The organism is Rathayibacter sp. AY2B5, assembly GCF_002931645.1.
Lineage (GTDB): Bacteria > Actinomycetota > Actinomycetes > Actinomycetales > Microbacteriaceae > Rathayibacter.
This window is the reverse complement of record NZ_PSUE01000004.1, coordinates 62,398-77,876: the sequence shown is the minus strand read 5'-3', so window position 1 is coordinate 77,876 and position 15,479 is coordinate 62,398. Positions and strand designations below refer to the sequence as shown.

The following is a 15,479-nucleotide window of genomic DNA, read 5'->3' as shown; positions in this document are numbered from 1 at the left end:
AGGAGCGTCAGGCCCCGCGGAGCCCGGTGAAGAGGTACGACTCGAGCTGCTCGAGCGGGATGCGCTCCTGCTTCATCGTGTCGCGATCGCGGACGGTCACTGCGTCGTCCTCGAGCGAGTCGAAGTCGACGGTCACGCAGTACGGGGTGCCGATCTCGTCCTGGCGGCGGTAGCGGCGGCCGATCGCTCCGGAGTCGTCGAAGTCGACGTTCCAGAGCTGGCGCAGCTGGTCGGCGACGCGGCGCGCGAGCGGCGAGAGGGCCTCGTTGCGCGAAAGCGGCAGCACAGCCACCTTCACCGGCGCCAGGCGCGGGTCGAGGTGCAGCACGGTCCGCGTCTCGACCTTGCCCTTGGCGTTCGGCGGCAGCTCCTGCTCCTCGTAGGCGTCGACGAGGAACGCCATGAGCGCGCGGGTGAGACCGAACGACGGCTCGATCACGAACGGCACGTAGCGCTCGTTCTTGTTCTGGTCGAAGAACGAGAGGTCCTTGCCCGAGTGCTCGATGTGCGTCTTGAGGTCGTAGTCGGTGCGGTTCGCGACTCCCATCAGCTCGCCCCACTCGCCCGAGGCGAAGCTGAAGCGGTACTCGATGTCGACGGTGCGCTTGGAGTAGTGGGAGAGCTTGTCCTTCGGGTGCTCGTACTGCCGGATGTTCTCGGGGTTCATCCCGAGCCCGACGAACCAGTCCCAGGCGAGCTGCATCCAGGTCTCCTGCCACTCCTCGTCCGTGCCGGGCTCGACGAAGAACTCGAGCTCCATCTGCTCGAACTCGCGGGTGCGGAAGATGAAGTTGCCGGGGGTGATCTCGTTGCGAAACGCCTTGCCGATCTGGCCGATGCCGAAGGGCGGCTTGCGACGGGCGCTCTGCAGCACGTTCGCGAAGTTGGTGAAGATGCCCTGGGCGGTCTCGGGACGCAGGTAGTGCAGACCCGACTCGTCGTCGACGACGCCGAGGTAGGTCTTCATCAGGCCCGAGAACTGCTTGATCTCGGTCCACTGGCCGACCTTGTCGGGGTGCTCCGGGTCGGGGATGTCGGCGAGGCCGTTGACGGGCGGGTGGCCGTTGACCTCCTCGTACTTCTCGAAGAGGTGGTCGGCGCGGTAGCGCTTGTGGGTGATCAGCGACTCGGTCAGCGGGTCCGAGAAGACGCCGACGTGTCCCGAGGCGTGCCAGATCGCCGTGGGCAGGATGACCGCGGAGTCCAGGCCGACGACGTCGCCCCGGCCCTGCACGAAGGTCTTCCACCACTGGCGCTTGATGTTCTCCTTGAACTCCACGCCGAGCGGCCCGTAGTCCCACGCGGAGCGGGTGCCCCCGTAGATCTCACCCGAGGGGAAGACGAATCCCCTGTGCTGCGCGAGGGTGATGACTTTGTCGAGGGTGGTGGGTTCTGCCACGGGTTGCTCCTCAGCTGTTCGGGCGCACGGGGCCCCGGCGCGCGCCGGCTGCGCGCGTCCTTCTGGTGTGCCCCCATGGTAGCCGCGGGGGCGCCGCGACGGTCCGCCCGCGGCGGGCATGATGAGCGGATGAGCACCCTCCCGCCGATCGTCGTGTCCGCCGTCGCCGTCCTCCGCGACCGGCGCGTCCTGATGGTCACGGCGCGGGGCCGCGACGTCCTCTACCTCCCCGGCGGCAAGGTCGACGAGGGCGAGAGCGGGATCGAGGCGGCGGCCCGCGAGGCCCGCGAGGAGCTCGGCGCCGTCGCGCTCGGCCCCGAGCCCCTGTTCACCGTCCGCACCCAGGCGCACGGCGAGCCGGAGGGGCGGGAGGTCCACATGAGCGTCTTCGCCGCCGAGCTCGACCGGGAGGCGCGCCCGAGCGGCGAGATCGACTCGCTGCACTGGGTCGACGGCTCCGATGCGGGCCGCTGCCCGCCCGCCGGGGTCGAGACCCTCCGGCTGCTGCGCGGTCTCGATCTCGTCGACTGACCCTCCGGCGCCGGGCCGACCGCGGGGCGGCTAGCCTCGTGGCGTGGAGACGAGACGGCGTGCACGGGACCGGTCGAGCGCGGAGGAGCCGGACCGGCTCGAGCCGGTGCGACTGGAGGCGGCCGTGCCGATCCTGCGGATCTTCTCGGTCGCCAAGGCGGGCGAGTTCTACGTCGACTACCTCGGCTTCGAGGTGGACTGGGAGCACCGCGCCGCGCTCGACGCCCCCCTCTACCTGCAGGTGTCGCGCTCGGGGCTCCGCCTGCACCTCAGCGAGCACCACCGCGACGGCAGTCCCGGCGCCGCGGTGCACGTCGCCCTCCGCGGTGTCCGCGAGCTGCACGCCGAGCTCGACGCGAAGGCGTACCCCTACCTCAACCCGCGGATCACCCGCACGCCGTTCGGCTTCGCGCTCGACGTGATCGATCCGTTCGGCAACCAGCTGCGCTTCGCGGAGCCGGCCCCGGTGCCGCGCCTGCCCTGATCGGTGCGCGTGCGGGTGCTTGTACAACCTGAGCGCCGACTGATCAACCGTTCACCGGCCGTCCATGCACTTCGGAGTCCCATCCTTTAGCGTGGCTCCGATGGCTTCACGGGGGACGATCGAGCGGCCGGACACGGCCCGGGCAACGGGACGGCAGCGCCGACCGCGGCTCCGCTTCATGGAGGCCGCACCGCTGGCGACGGGCCTGCTGGGCTCGATCGCGATCCTCCTCGGCTCGCTCGGCGTGGGCTACCTGCCCGCCGGCTCGCCCATCCGCGACTGGCCTCTCGTCGCCTCGATCCGCGCCACGGGCTGGCTCACCGAGTCCAGCGGCGCCCTCGTCGTGGGCGGCGGGATGCTGCTGCTGATCGCGTGGCTCCGCCTGCGCACGGTCGCTCTCGCGGCGGGCCCCGGCTCCGTCCGCACCATCGTGGTGGCGGCCCTCGCCTGGACCGCTCCGCTCCTCGTGACGGTGCCGCTGTTCAGCCACGACATGTTCTCCTACGTGGCGCAGGGTCGCCTGATGACCCAGGGCATCGACCCCTACACCCACGGCGTCGCGACGCTCCCGGGCTGGTTCGACCTCGGCGTCGACCCGCTCTGGGCCGACACGCCCACGCCCTACGGGCCCCTCTACCTCCTGATCGAGCGCACCGCCGTGCAGTTCGCGGGCTACGGCGCACCGGAGCTCTCGATCGCGATGCTCCGCGCCGTGTCGGTCGCGGGCGTGGCCGTCATGGCCGTCTACGCGCTCCGCCTGGCGCGCCTGCGCGGCCTCTCGGTCCCGCTCACCGCCTGGACGATCGTCGCCAACCCGCTGACCCTCGTGCTCTTCGTCGTCGCCGGCCACAACGACTCCGTGATGCTGGCGCTCATCCTCGCGTCGCTCTACTACGCCCAGACCGACCGGCGCATCGCCGCCGTCGTGCTGATGGCCGGAGCGATCGCGATCAAGCCGATCGCCGTGATCGCGCTCCCCGTGCTCGCGCTCCTGTGGCTGCGCCACGACGCGACGTGGCGTGAGCGCACCCGCGGCTGGCTCTGGACGGGCGCCGGAGCGCTCGGCCTCGTGGTCGCCGTCGGGCTGCTCGCGGGCGTCGGGGTCGGCTGGGTCGCGGCGATGGTCGTGCCCGGCTCGATCCTGCACTGGTACGCGCCGATGTCGTTCGTCACGGTCTCGGTCTCCCGCGCCGTCGAGTTCACCGGTCACGACCCCGCCGCGGCGATCGCCGTGGTCAAGATCCTCGCGCTCGGGCTCGCCGGCCTGATTGCTGCGCGCCTCATGCTGTCGCGGCGCTCCATCGATCCGCTCGCCCGCCTGTCCGGCGCGCTGCTCGCGTTCGTGACGGCGTCGACCGCCATCCACCCCTGGTACGCCCTCTGGATCCTGCCGATCGCCGCGCTCGCGCGCCCGTGGAGCCGCTCCCACGTGCACCTGGCGGTCTACGCGTCGATCTTCCTCATGTGCGTCACGCTCGCCGAGCCGATCGACGGCGGAGGCGGCACGATGGACCAGATCCCGGCGCGGGTCGCGACGATCGCCGCGATCGCCGTGGTCGGGATGTACGTCCTCCTCGGCTACACGGACGAGGAGCGGGTCGAGGGTCTGCCCCTGGTGCGCGCGCTGCCGTTCGGCTCCGTGATCCTCGCCCGCCTCAGCGGCGGCCGCCTGGTCGACGCCCGGATGGCCGCCACTCGCCTGCGCGACTAGCCGGGGCCGCGGCTCAGGAGTCGGACTCGTCGCTCCGACGGCGCGTGCGGCGGTCGAGCGCGGCCTGCGCCGTCTCGGCGGCCGAGTCCGGGGAGCCGACCGGCCCGGTGGGACCGGCGAGGGTGCTCGAGAGCGACGACAGCCAGCCGGAGTCGTCGCGGCCGGCGTTCAGCGCATCCGAGAAGAGGGGGAGGTCGCTGCGGGCGGCGTGGATCGCGTAGGACTCGCGGGAGAACCCGTTGTCGGGGACGACGGGCGTCCTGCGGGACGCGCGCGTGGAGTCCGGGGCCTGCTCCTGTCGAGCAGCGTTCGACACCTGCTCCTGGGTGGACTGCTCCTGGGCGGCCTGCTCCCGGCGGGCGTCGCGCTCGTCGCGCGGGGTGCTGCTGTCGTTGTCCACGGCGGTCCTCCTGCTCTCCGCCCCGAGCGGAGGGACGGGCGCCGCGATGACGGGGCGGCGCCCGGTCAGGCTACCCCTCGTTCAGGGTGTGGCGTCGTCGGCGGCCCCTGATCGTGGCGCGGGGCGCCAGACGACCAGCTCGGTCCGGCGCTGCGCGCGCGTGCCGTGGCGCAGAGTGACCACGTCCCCCTCGAGTCCGGCGGCGAACACGCGGCGGCCCGGCCGGTTCAGGAGCTCGTCGGCGAGGGCCGCCTCCAGCTCGCGCACCCGCTGCGAGAGCGACTGCACCTGGTTTTCGAGCTGCAGGATGCGCGCGATGCCCTCGAGAGAGACGCCCTCGGAGGAGAGCCGGGCGACCTCGCGCAGCTGCACCACGTCGCGCATCGAGTAGCGGCGCGACTTGCCCGCGGTGCGGGTCGGGCTCACGAGCCCGAGCCGGTCGTACTGCCGCAGGGTCTGCGGGTGCATCCCCGCCAGATCGGCGGCGACGGCGATCGCGAAGACGGGCGTGTTCTCGTCCATGTCTCCTCCTCCGACCGGTCGCGCCGATCCGGTGCTAGTAGCGGGCCTTCTCCAGGATGTCCTCGCGCGGGTCCTCGTCCGGCTCGGCGGCGGCGTAGGCCTCGAGGGCCTCACGGGCGGCGGCGGACAGGTGGCTCGGGACGGCGACCTGCAGGACGGCGAGCAGGTCGCCCGTGCCCTTGGGGGTCGTGACGCCGCGGCCCTTGACGCGCAGGACGCGGCCGCTCGGGGTGCCTGCGGCGACCCGGAGCTTGACGGGCTCGCCGCCGAGGGTCGGCACCTCGATCGTCGCGCCGAAGACGGCCTCGACGAAGGTCACGGGCACCGTCACGCGCAGGTTCAGCCCGTCGCGCTCGAACACCGGATGCTTGCGGACCGAGACGGTGAGCACCAGGTCGCCGGGATCGCCGCCGTCCGGGCTGGGGCGGCCCTTGCCGCGGACGCGGATCTTCTGGTCGTCGGCCACGCCGGCGGGGATACGCACCGAGAGGGTGCGCCCGTCGCCGGTCTGCAGCTGGACGGTGTCGCCCCGGGTCGCGGTGCGGAAGTCGATGGTGGTGCTGGCGGTGACGTCGGCGCCCTTCTGCGGGCCGCCGAAGCCGCGGTAGCCGCCGCTGGGCTGGCCGAAGCGGCTGCCTCCGCCGCCGAACATGCCGCCGAGGATGTCCTCGAAGCCGGGCGGCGGGCCCTGCTGGGTGCTGTAGGAGGTGCGCCCGCCCTGGCCGAACATGCCGCCGAAGACGTCGTCGAACCCTCCGGGCTGGCCGCCCGCGGTGAAGCGCGCCCCGCCGCCCATGGCGCGGATCTGGTCGTACTCCTTGCGCTGCTCGGCGTCCGAGAGCACGGTGTACGCCTCGCTGATCTCCTTGAAGCGCGCCTCGGCCTTCGCGTCCCCCGGGTTGGAGTCGGGGTGGAACTGGCGGGCGAGCTTGCGGTAGGTCTTCTTCAGGTCCGCGGCGGAGACGTCCTTGGACACGCCGAGGACCTTGTAGAAGTCCTTGTCGAACCAATCCTGGCTGGCCATGTGCCTCTTCCTGTGTCGAATGCGGCGAGGGACCCCGCCCCGGTCCGGCAGCGTGCTGCCGAGCGGGGCGGGGTCCTCCGCGGTGGTGGTGCCGGTGGCGGGGTCAGTCGGCGGGGACTGCCACGACCACCTTGGCGGCCCGCAGCAGCGAGCCTCCGAGGTAGTAGCCCGCCTCGACGACGTCCGCGACCGTGGAGGTCTCGGCGCCGGGGGTGGGCTGCTGGAAGATCGCCTCGTGGATGTTCGGGTCGAACAGGTCGCCCACGGCGCCGGTCTTCACCAGGCCGAGCTTCTCCACTCCGCCGCGCAGCTTCTGCGCGATGGCCGTGAAGGGCCCGCCCTCGGCGAGGTCGCCGTGCTTCTCGGCGCGGTCGAGGTCGTCGAGCACGGGGAGGATGACCTTCACCGCGTCGCCGATCGCCCGCTCCTTGTCGACCTGGCGGTTGGCCTCGGTTCGCTTGCGGTAGTTCGCGTACTCGGCGGTCACCCGCTGGAGGTCGGCGAGGTGCTCGGCCGCGAGCGTCTCGGCGCTGGACTGTCCCGAGAGGAACGAGAGGTCGGCGTCCGAGAGGCTGGTCTCGACGTCGGGCCCCTCGGCCTCGATGAGGCCCTCCTGGTCCTGGGCGTCCTGCGCCGCCTCGGCTCCCGCCTCGCCGCCGGTGACCGGCTGCTCCTCGGGGAGGTCCTGGGGCTCGTTCTCGGCTGCCATGGCTACTTCGTGTCCTTCGGCTCGTCCTCGTCGATGACCTCGGCGTCGACGATGTCCTCGTCGTCCTTCTTGTCACCGTCGGCCGGAGCGTCCGCGGGGGCGCTCTGCGCGGCCTGGTCCTGGGAGTAGATCGCCTGGCCGATCTTGGTCTGCGAGGCGTTGAGGGCGTCGAACGCGGTCTTGACGGCCGCGTCGTCGTCGCCGGCGAGCGCGGTCTTCAGCGCGTCGACGTCTCCCTGCACCTCGGACTTGACGTCCTCGGGCAGCTTGTCCTCGTTGTCCTTGATCAGCTTGTCGATCGAGTACGCCAGGGTCTCGGCGTTGTTGCGGATCTCGGCGGCCTCGCGGCGGGCCTTGTCCTCGGCGGCGTGCTCCTCGGCCTCGCGGACCATGCGGTCGATGTCGTCCTTGGGCAGCGACGAGCCGCCCGTGATCGTCATCGACTGCTCCTTGCCGGTGCCCTTGTCCTTCGCGGACACGTGGACGATGCCGTTGGCGTCGATGTCGAAGGTGACCTCGACCTGCGGGATGCCGCGCGGGGCCGGCGCGATGCCGGTCAGCTCGAACGTGCCCAGGTTCTTGTTGTCGCGGGTGAACTCGCGCTCGCCCTGGAAGACCTGGATCGCGACGGACGGCTGGTTGTCGTCGGCCGTGGTGAAGGTCTCGGACCTCTTGGTCGGGATCGCGGTGTTGCGCTCGATGAGCTTCGTCATGATCCCGCCCTTGGTCTCGATGCCCAGCGAGAGCGGGGTCACGTCGATCAGGAGGACGTCCTTGCGCTCGCCCTTGAGGACGCCGGCCTGCAGCGCGGCGCCGACGGCGACGACCTCGTCCGGGTTGACGCCCTTGTTGGGCTCCTTGCCCCCGGTGAGCTTCTTGACGAGCTCGGCGACGGCCGGCATGCGGGTCGAGCCGCCGACGAGGACCACGTGAGCGATGTCCTCGACCTTGACGCCCGCCTCGGCGATGACGTCGGTGAAGGGCTTGCGGGTGCGCTCGATCAGGTCGCTGGTGAGCTCCTCGAACTTGGCGCGGGTGAGCGTCTCGTCGAGGTTCGCCGGACCGTTCTCGGTGAGCGAGAGGTAGGGCAGCTGGATGCTGGTCGAGGTGCTCGAGGAGAGCTCCTTCTTCGCCTGCTCCGCGGCCTCCTTGAGGCGCTGGCGAGCGATCTTGTCCTTCGAGACGTCGACGCCGGTCGAGTCCTTGAAGCGCTTGACCAGGTGGTCGACGACGCGCTGGTCCCAGTCGTCGCCGCCGAGGCGGTTGTCGCCCGAGGTCGCACGGACCTGGATGGTCGAGAAGTCGTCGTCCTTGCCCACCTCGAGGAGGGAGACGTCGAACGTTCCGCCGCCGAGGTCGAAGACGAGGATGAGCTCGTCCTCCTTGCCCTTGTCGAGGCCGTAGGCCAGCGCGGCCGCGGTGGGCTCGTTGATGATGCGCAGGACGTTGAGTCCGGCGATCTCGCCGGCGTCCTTGGTCGCCTGGCGCTCGGCGTCGTTGAAGTAAGCCGGGACGGTGATGACCGCGTCGGTCACCTTGTCGCCCAGGTACTGCTCCGCGTCGCGCTTGAGCTTGCCCAGGATGCGGGCCGAGATCTCCTGCGGGGTGTACTTCTTGTCCTCCACGCCGAAGGTCCAGTCGGTGCCCATGTGGCGCTTGACCGACGCGATGGTGCGGTCGACGTTGGTGACGGCCTGGCGCTTCGCGGTCTCGCCGACGAGCACCTCCCCGTCCTTGGTGAACGCCACGACGGACGGCGTGGTGCGGAAGCCCTCGGCGTTGGCGATGACGGTGGGCTCGCCTCCCTCGAGGACGGCCACGACAGAGTTGGTGGTTCCCAGGTCGATGCCTACGGCACGGGACATATGCGTTGTTCTCCTTCGCGATCGGCGTCGCGCGGGCGGCTGCCGGTCAGTTGACGGGTGGTGCGGAATCCTCTGCGGGAGTTGAGCCCCGCACGCTCAAGTTTACGCATCCGTCGTCTCGCGTCAAGTCCGGAGGCGAGAAGTTGAGTCGCATCGGCTCAACTCTCAGACTCACGGGTCCCGCCGCTTCCGGCCGTTCACCTCCTCCCCCTACGGTGGGCCCATGACGACGCGCACCGGCCGCTGGCCCGTCCTCGCCTGGGGCCTGTGGGACTGGGGCGGATCGGCCTTCAACGCGGTGGTGACCACCTTCGTCTTCACCGTCTACCTGACCACCGACGGGCTCTTCGGCACCTCGAGCGGAGTCTCGGCCGCGCTCGGCTGGTCCCTCGCCGCCGCCGGCGTGGTCGTCGCCGTCATCGCGCCGATCACCGGCCGCCGGGCCGACCTCGGCGGGCACCGCCGGCTCTGGCTCGGGATCCACTCCGCCGTCGTCGTCCTCTGCATCCTGCTGATGTTCCTCGTGCGACCCGACCCGGCCCTCCTCTGGCTGGGACTCGGACTGCTCGCGGTCGGCACGGTCTTCTTCGAGTTCGCGAGCGTCAACTACAACGCGATGCTCCTCCAGGTCTCGACCCGGGCGACCATCGGCCGCGTCTCCGGCTTCGGGTGGGGCATGGGCTACGTCGGCGGGATCGTCCTGCTGCTGATCGTGTACTTCGGCTTCATCTCGCCCGAGGTCGGGCTCTTCGGAGTGACGGGGGACGACGGCCTCGACGTGCGCGTCTCGATCCTGGTCGCCGGCGTGTGGTTCGCCGTCTTCGCCCTCCCTGTGCTGGTCGCGGTGCCGGAGACGCCGGCGCGCGCGAGCCGGGCGGAGCGCGTCGGGGTGATCGCCTCCTACCGCGCGCTCTTCGCGCAGGTCGCCGGCCTCTGGCGCGAGAGCCGCAGCACCGTGGCCTTCCTCATCGCCAGCGCGGTGTTCCGCGACGGGCTCACCGGGGTCTTCACCTTCGGCGGCGTGCTGGCGCAGGGCACCTTCGGCTTCGACGCCGGCGAGGTGATCCTGTTCGCCATCGCGGCGAACGTCGTGGCCGGAGTGGCGACCATCTCGGTCGGCGCGCTCGACGACCGCATCGGCCCCAAGGCCGTGATCGTCGCCTCGCTCATCGGCCTGGTCGTCTGCGGCACCGCCGTCTTCGTCCTGCACGACGGGGGGAGCACGGTGTTCTGGATCTTCGGCCTGCTGCTGTGCCTGTTCGTCGGCCCGGCGCAGTCGGCGAGCCGCAGCTACCTGGCCCGCCTCATTCCGGAGGGACGGGAGGGCGAGATCTTCGGCCTCTACGCGACCACCGGGCGGGCGGCCTCGTTCCTCGCGCCCGCCGCCTTCGCAGCCGCCGTCTCGATCGCCGCGGCCGTCTCGGGCAGCGGCGAGGCGAACGTGCAGTACTGGGGCATCCTCGGGCTCGTCCTCGTCCTCGCCGTCGGGCTGGTGCTGCTCCTGCCGGTGCGCCGCCCGCCGGCCACCGCCCCCGTCGTGCCGGAGCCGCGGCTCGCTCCGCACGCCCGCCGGGACTGACGAGGCCCGGACCGCGGAGTCGCTGGCGACGCCCCTCCCCGCGCGCCGCCGGCCGCGGATCAGACCGTGGCGATCCAGAACACGATCAGCAGGAGCGTGACGAGGAAGCCGGTCAGGAAGTTCAGCGCGAGGAAGCGCTTCCAGCCCGCATTCGCCCGCTCCGCCTCGGCGTCCTCGAGCGACCGGTACGGCCAGATGCTCACCGCGTACGGCACCGCGAGGATCGCCGCGAGAGTCCCCGGCCAGGGCAGCAGGAGCAGGAGCAGGCCGCTCGCGACGTAGGCGGCGATGGCGAAGCGCGTGGTCGCCTTCGCTCCGATCACGGTCGCGATCGAGCCGATGCCGCCCGCCCGGTCGGCCAGGATGTCCTGCACCGCGCCGAAGGCGTGGCTCGCGATCCCCCAGAGGAAGAACGCCACGAGCAGCGCCACGAGAGGTCCGGTGACCACGGTGCCCGCGAGGGCGATCCCGTAGACGGCCGGGCTGACGAAGTGGGTCGCCGAGGTCAGCGAGTCGACGAACGGACGCTCCTTGAAGCGGAGCCCCGGCGCACTGTAGGCGATCACCGCGAAGACGCTGATCGCGAGGACCAGCCACGAGACCGGGGATCCGAGCAGCACGAGCGCCACCAGGAACGGCACGTTCGTGGCCACCGCCGCGATCAGCGTCGCGCGGTGCTCGCTCCGGTCGAGCACGGCGCCCTCGACGCCGCCCTTGCGGGGGTTCCGCAGGTCGGACTCGTAGTCGAAGACGTCGTTGATCCCGTACATCGCGAGGTTGTAGGGGATGAGGAAGTAGATCGTGCCGAGCACGAAGGCGAGGTCGATCTCGCGGGTGGTCAGCAGGTACGCCGCCGCGAACGGGTAGGCGGTGTTGACCCAGCTCAGCGGGCGGCTCGAGACGAACAGCGCGCGCAGCCGGTTCACGGCTCGCTCCGACGACGCGAGGGCAGGAGCACCCAGAGCGCCGGGAGGGCGAGGGCCGCCGCGATCGCGTAGGCGAAGTCCTCGATCGGAGCGACACCGATCCGGATGCCCGAGATCAGGTCGTCGTCGTAGGCGACCAGCAGGCCCACTCCGATCATGATGTTGTCGAACACGGCGGTCATCACCAGCAGCACGGCGAGGGTGCCGAGGACGGCGGGCAGGCGCAGGACGCGTCGGCGCAGCGCGAGCGGCAGCAGCACCAGCACCACCGCGAGGAACACGGCGTTGAGGAGGAGGTAGGTCACGCGCGCGCCTCCGCCCGCCGGGCGACCCGCTGCGAGAGGAAGCCGTGCACGTCCATCGTCAGGTAGCAGAGCAGGGTGAGGAAGAGGACCTCCTCGACCGGGAGCTCCGGCGCGATCTGCAGGCCGGTCATGTAGGAGGTCTCTCCGCGGAAGAAGACGCCCAGGCCGATCCCCACGAGGTCCCAGACCAGGAAGAACGCGACTCCCACGGGCAGCACGATCGCCGCGCGTCGCGCGTCCGCCCAGAAGAACAGCCGGAAGCGGCGGTCGAGCACGATCATCCCGGTGATCGAGACGAGGAGCGCGAGCAGGTAGAGGATCCCCACGCCTACTCCCCCACGGCGACGGGCGCGACCGGAGCGGACGGCGCCTCCCGCACGGGCAGCGGCTCGGTCGACACGTCGCCGCGCACGCGCTTGAGCATGACCTCGGCGCTGATGATGCACATCGGCAGGCCGATGCCGGGGATCGTGGAGCTGCCGGCGAAGAGCAGGCCGTCGACGTGCCGGCTGACGTTCCCGGCGCGGAAGAAGGCGCTCTGCGAGAGGACGTGGGCCGGTCCGAGCATCGAGCCGCGCCAGGCGCCGAGGTCGCTCTCGAAGTCGGCCGGGCCGATGGTGCGGCGGACGACGATCCGCTCGGCCAGGTCGGTCGCGCCGGTCCAGGACGCGATCTGCGCGATGGCCTGGTCGGCGATGGCCTCGACGCGCGCGTCGCCCGCGCCGTCGACTCCGCCGTGGCCGATCGAGGTGTCGGCGGGGATCGGCACGAGCACGAACAGATTCTCGTGCCCCTCCGGAGCCGTGCTCGCGTCGGTCGCGCTCGGGCGGCAGACGTAGATCGACGCGGGATCGGGGACGGTCGGGTGCTCGCCGAAGATCTTGTCGAAGTTGTCGCGCCAGTCCTTCGTGAAGAGCAGGGTGTGGTGCTCGAGCTCGGGCAGCTCCCCGCGCATGCCCAGGAGGACGAGGACGGCGCTCGGGCCGGGCTCGCGCTTCTCCCAGTAGGCGGGCGGGTAGGTCCGCAGCTCCTCGGGGAGGAGCGACTGCTCGGTGGTGAAGAGGTCGGAGGCGTTGACGACCAGGTCGGCCGGGATCCGCTCCGTGCCGTCGGGGCCCGTGAACTCGACTCCGACGACCTCGGCGCCGCGGCGTCGGCCGCGGGGCGAGCGGGCGGTGAGGATCCGCGTCGCGGGCGAGGACGTGCGGACGGTGACGCCGGCCTCCTCGGCGACGTCGGCGACCGCCTCGATCAGCTTCGTGAATCCGCCCATCGGGTAGAGCACGCCGTCGGCGAGGTCGAGGTGGCTCATCAGGTGGTACATGCTCGGCGCGGCGAACGGCGAGGAGCCGAGGAAGACGGCCGGGTAGCCGAGGATCTGGCGCAGCCGGTTGTCGGTGACCGCCGTCGCCGCGAACGTGTCGAGCGGAGTGAGCAGCAGGCGGCCGAGCCTCCCGGTCCGGCTGAGCACGTCGCGGCGCAGCAGCGGGAGGAAGGACGAGAAGCTCGTGTAGAGGAAGCGGCGCTTGGCCATCTCGTAGGTGTCGCGCGCGGAGTCGAGGTATGCGCGCATCCGCTCGCCCGCTCCGGGCTCGATGCTCTCGAAGAGCGCGAGGTTCGATTCGAGGTCGGCGAGCACGTCGATCGGCTCGTCGACGCCCTCGCTGTAGACCCGGTAGCCGGGGTCGAGCGTGACGAGGTCGAGGCGCTCCTCGGCGCTGGTGCCCATGAGGCGGAAGAAGTGGTCGAACACCTCGGGCATCAGGTACCAGGAGGGACCGGTATCGAAGCGGAAGCCCTCGTGCTCCCACGAGCCGGCGCGGCCGCCGACGGCCTCGCGCGCCTCCAGGAGGGTCACGTCGTAGCCGTCGCGCGCGAGCAGCGCGGCGGAGGCGAGTCCGCCGATCCCCCCGCCGATGACGACGGCGCGGTGCGGGCCGGTCCTCGAGCGGGTCGCGCGGACGGGGCCGGGGCCCAGGCGCGGGCCGAGCGTCGACACGGCCGCCTTGGCCGCGAGCGCCGCCTTGGCGGCCGTGGGCACGCTGACGCGGGCGCGGAGGAGCTCCTCGGCGGGCGTCGCGCGGATCCGGTCGGCCAGGGCGGCGAAGAGGGAGTGGGCCAGCAGGACCGCGCGCCGACTCGAGCGCGGGAGCTCGGCCACGATGGCTGCGGCCTCGGCGAGGTCGTCGTCGAGGTCGGCGAGCAGCGAGGCCTTGTCGCGCTCGGAGAACGCCCGCGGGTCGACTCCGGGGAAGTAGCTGCGGCCGAGGCCGTCGACGTCGGCGGCGAGATCGCGGAGGAAGTTGACCTTCTGGAACGCGGCGCCCAGGCGGCGCGCTCCGGCCACGAGCCGCTCGCGGGCGGCCTCGGAGACGAGCCCCGCGTCCGGCGCCGCGAGGAACACGTGCAGGCACATCAGCCCGACGACCTCGGCGGAGCCGTAGACGTAGGCCTCGAAGGACTCGGGGGTGTGCTCGGTCTCGCGGAGGTCGGCGCGCATCGACGCGAAGAACGGCCGGGTGAGCTCGGTGCCGAATCCGGTCGCCCGCGCGGTCCGAGCGAAGGCGTGGATCACGAGGTTGGAGCTGTAGCCGGAGGCGAGCGCGCGCTCGGTCTCGGCCTCGAAGGCGTCGAGAGACTCCTCCACCGCGGCCCGATCGAGACGGGCCTCCTCGGCGACGCCGTCGACGATCTCGTCGGCGACGCGCACGAGGGCGTAGACGTCCTCCACCCGCTCGCGGACACCCGGGGCTAGCAGACGCGTGGCCAGCCCGAAGGAGGTGGAGTAGCGGCGGATCACCTGCGCGGACGACTCGTGCGCGACGCGGTCGTACAGTTCGCTCTGGCGGCTCATCGTGCCACCGTACGGGGGCTCGGCCGGGCGGAGCGCATCGTCGCGCGCATCCGCGCGTGGCGGACAGCGCTCATCGGGTGCGCCCGACCACGCTGGCCACCAGCGGGCGGACCTCGTTGCGGAACGCCTCCGACACCGCGGGCGTCTCCAGAGCCGCCCAGGCGCGATCGGCGAACTGGTTCGCGAGCCCCTCGGCGTAGCTGCGGGCGCCGCACTCCTCGAGGATGCCGCGCACCTTCTCCGCGGTCTCGGGCGCGAGGTGCTCGTCGCCGATCAGCGCCTCGATGTCGGGCCAGCAGTCCGTGCCGGCCGCGTGGGCGATGAGGACGGTGCGCTTGCCCTCGCGGAGGTCGCCCAGCGTGGTCTTGCCGGTCTGCCCCTCCGAGCCGAAGACCCCGAGCAGGTCGTCGACGATCTGATAGGCGATGCCGATCCAGCGGCCGAACTCGCCGAGGGCGTCCACCGCGGCGTCCGAGGCCCCGGCGAGGATCGCTCCGGCCTGCAGCGGCGCCTCGAACGAGTAGACGGCCGTCTTGAGGCGCTCCATCTCGAGCACCTCGTCGACCGAGGGCATGCCCGGCATGAGGGAGAAGTCCACATCGGCCAGCTCACCCGCGGCGGAGGCGAAGACGGCCTCGTCGAGCAGGGTGAGCAGGCGGGCCCGCACGCCGTCGGAGGCGCCGACGCCCTCGACGAGGCGGTGGGCGCCGGTGAGGGCGAGGTCCCCGGCGATCACGGCCACCGAGGTCCCGCGGTGCTCGGCGATCGGGATGGAGAGGCCCGCGGTCGTCGCCTCGTCGCGGTAGCTGCCCGAGACGTTCGGGCCGCCGCGGCGCACGAAGTCGCGGTCGATCACGTCGTCGTGCACGATCAGCGCGGTGTGCAGCAGCTCGAACGCCGCGCCGAGATGGGCAGCGGCCTCCGGATCCTGGCCGCCGTGGGCCTCGTACGCGGAGATCACCATCAGCGGGCGAAAGCGCTTGCCGCCGCGGGTGTTGGCCTCCAGCGTCTGCCACAGGGTCAGGTAGCGGGGTCCGAGACGCACCGCCCGGGACCTCGCCAACGAGAAGAACCTGTCCAGGACGGCATCGACGTGCTCCTGCCTCAACCGGGACAGAACCACGGGGTCGCGCGTATCCACGTGGGAAGGCTAACAAAGGGGAGAACCAG

General features: G+C 71.7%; 15 protein-coding genes. 4 read left to right on the top strand and 11 right to left on the bottom strand.

What is annotated here, in order from left to right:
* Positions 1–7 precede the first annotated feature (7 nt).
* Positions 8–1,399 (bottom strand): glycine--tRNA ligase, encoded by a 1,392-nt coding sequence (locus C5C30_RS04240; RefSeq protein ID WP_104226140.1) that lies wholly within the window; start codon positions 1,397–1,399, stop codon positions 8–10.
* Positions 1,400–1,528: 129 nt separating this feature from the next.
* On the opposite strand from C5C30_RS04240, the gene C5C30_RS04235 reads away from it, so the two are divergent.
* The 3 genes from C5C30_RS04235 (at position 1,529) to mptB (ending at position 4,125) form a co-directional block, all read left to right on the top strand.
* Positions 1,529–1,930 (top strand): NUDIX domain-containing protein, encoded by a 402-nt coding sequence (locus C5C30_RS04235; RefSeq protein WP_104333234.1) that lies wholly within the window; start codon positions 1,529–1,531, stop codon positions 1,928–1,930.
* Positions 1,931–1,973: 43 nt separating this feature from the next.
* A complete protein-coding gene (locus C5C30_RS04230) occupies positions 1,974–2,414 on the top strand; it encodes a glyoxalase superfamily protein (RefSeq protein WP_208543318.1) in 441 nt (146 codons plus the stop codon).
* A 100-nt stretch (positions 2,415–2,514) separates the two neighbouring features.
* Positions 2,515–4,125, top strand: coding sequence for a polyprenol phosphomannose-dependent alpha 1,6 mannosyltransferase MptB (gene mptB, locus C5C30_RS04225; protein ID WP_146078786.1), 1,611 nt, complete (start codon positions 2,515–2,517; stop codon positions 4,123–4,125).
* Positions 4,126–4,138: 13 nt separating this feature from the next.
* On the opposite strand, the gene C5C30_RS04220 is transcribed toward mptB, so the two are convergent.
* The 5 genes from C5C30_RS04220 to dnaK form a co-directional block, all read right to left on the bottom strand.
* Positions 4,139–4,525, bottom strand: coding sequence for a hypothetical protein (locus tag C5C30_RS04220; protein ID WP_104333233.1), 387 nt, complete (start codon positions 4,523–4,525; stop codon positions 4,139–4,141).
* An 81-nt stretch (positions 4,526–4,606) separates the two neighbouring features.
* Positions 4,607–5,047 carry a heat shock protein transcriptional repressor HspR gene (locus C5C30_RS04215; RefSeq protein ID WP_104237619.1) on the bottom strand — a complete coding sequence of 147 codons (441 nt, stop codon included), beginning with the start codon at positions 5,045–5,047 and terminating at the stop codon, positions 4,607–4,609.
* Positions 5,048–5,081: 34 nt separating this feature from the next.
* Positions 5,082–6,071, bottom strand: coding sequence for a DnaJ C-terminal domain-containing protein (locus tag C5C30_RS04210; protein ID WP_104222888.1), 990 nt, complete (start codon positions 6,069–6,071; stop codon positions 5,082–5,084).
* Between the two features lie 103 nt (positions 6,072–6,174).
* Positions 6,175–6,780, bottom strand: coding sequence for a nucleotide exchange factor GrpE (locus C5C30_RS04205; RefSeq protein WP_104237617.1), 606 nt, complete (start codon positions 6,778–6,780; stop codon positions 6,175–6,177).
* Positions 6,781–6,782: 2 nt separating this feature from the next.
* Positions 6,783–8,645, bottom strand: a complete 1,863-nt coding sequence (gene dnaK / locus C5C30_RS04200) for a molecular chaperone DnaK (RefSeq protein WP_104222890.1) — start codon at positions 8,643–8,645, stop codon at positions 6,783–6,785.
* A gap of 223 nt (positions 8,646–8,868) precedes the next feature.
* On the opposite strand from dnaK, the gene C5C30_RS04195 reads away from it, so the two are divergent.
* On the top strand, positions 8,869–10,224 hold the full coding sequence (locus C5C30_RS04195; protein WP_104333232.1) for an MFS transporter: 1,356 nt from the start codon (positions 8,869–8,871) through the stop codon (positions 10,222–10,224).
* A 59-nt stretch (positions 10,225–10,283) separates the two neighbouring features.
* Here the strand turns inward: C5C30_RS04195 and C5C30_RS04190 are convergent, their stop codons facing one another.
* The 5 genes from C5C30_RS04190 to C5C30_RS04170 all read right to left on the bottom strand — a co-directional run bounded on the left by C5C30_RS04190 (position 10,284) and on the right by C5C30_RS04170 (position 15,354).
* On the bottom strand, positions 10,284–11,150 hold the full coding sequence (locus tag C5C30_RS04190; RefSeq protein ID WP_104222892.1) for a prenyltransferase: 867 nt from the start codon (positions 11,148–11,150) through the stop codon (positions 10,284–10,286).
* On the bottom strand, positions 11,147–11,455 hold the full coding sequence (locus C5C30_RS04185; protein ID WP_104333231.1) for a lycopene cyclase domain-containing protein: 309 nt from the start codon (positions 11,453–11,455) through the stop codon (positions 11,147–11,149). The genes C5C30_RS04190 and C5C30_RS04185 overlap by 4 nt, the downstream gene beginning before the upstream one ends.
* Positions 11,452–11,781 (bottom strand): lycopene cyclase domain-containing protein, encoded by a 330-nt coding sequence (locus tag C5C30_RS04180; RefSeq protein ID WP_104222894.1) that lies wholly within the window; start codon positions 11,779–11,781, stop codon positions 11,452–11,454. The genes C5C30_RS04185 and C5C30_RS04180 overlap by 4 nt, the downstream gene beginning before the upstream one ends.
* A 2-nt stretch (positions 11,782–11,783) precedes the next feature.
* Positions 11,784–14,309: a phytoene desaturase family protein gene (gene crtI / locus C5C30_RS04175; protein ID WP_104333230.1), complete on the bottom strand. Its 2,526-nt coding sequence runs from the start codon at positions 14,307–14,309 to the stop codon at positions 11,784–11,786.
* Positions 14,310–14,379: 70 nt separating this feature from the next.
* The gene (locus C5C30_RS04170; RefSeq protein ID WP_244229492.1) at positions 14,380–15,354 is read right to left on the bottom strand and encodes a polyprenyl synthetase family protein; all 975 of its coding nucleotides are present in this window, start codon (positions 15,352–15,354) and stop codon (positions 14,380–14,382) included.
* Positions 15,355–15,479 lie beyond the last annotated feature (125 nt).

Bases quoted from the DNA above. Each gene is read 5' to 3' on its own strand.
- dnaK (WP_104222890.1), bottom strand. From the start codon at position 8,645: ATGTCCCGTGCCGTAGGCATCGACCTGGGAACCACCAACTCTGTCGTG.
- C5C30_RS04205 (WP_104237617.1), bottom strand. From the start codon at position 6,780: ATGGCAGCCGAGAACGAGCCCCAGGACCTCCCCGAGGAGCAGCCGGTC.
- C5C30_RS04215 (WP_104237619.1), bottom strand. From the start codon at position 5,047: ATGGACGAGAACACGCCCGTCTTCGCGATCGCCGTCGCCGCCGATCTG.
- C5C30_RS04210 (WP_104222888.1), bottom strand. From the start codon at position 6,071: ATGGCCAGCCAGGATTGGTTCGACAAGGACTTCTACAAGGTCCTCGGC.
- C5C30_RS04235 (WP_104333234.1), top strand. From the start codon at position 1,529: ATGAGCACCCTCCCGCCGATCGTCGTGTCCGCCGTCGCCGTCCTCCGC.
- mptB (WP_146078786.1), top strand. From the start codon at position 2,515: ATGGCTTCACGGGGGACGATCGAGCGGCCGGACACGGCCCGGGCAACG.
- C5C30_RS04195 (WP_104333232.1), top strand. From the start codon at position 8,869: ATGACGACGCGCACCGGCCGCTGGCCCGTCCTCGCCTGGGGCCTGTGG.
- crtI (WP_104333230.1), bottom strand. From the start codon at position 14,309: ATGAGCCGCCAGAGCGAACTGTACGACCGCGTCGCGCACGAGTCGTCC.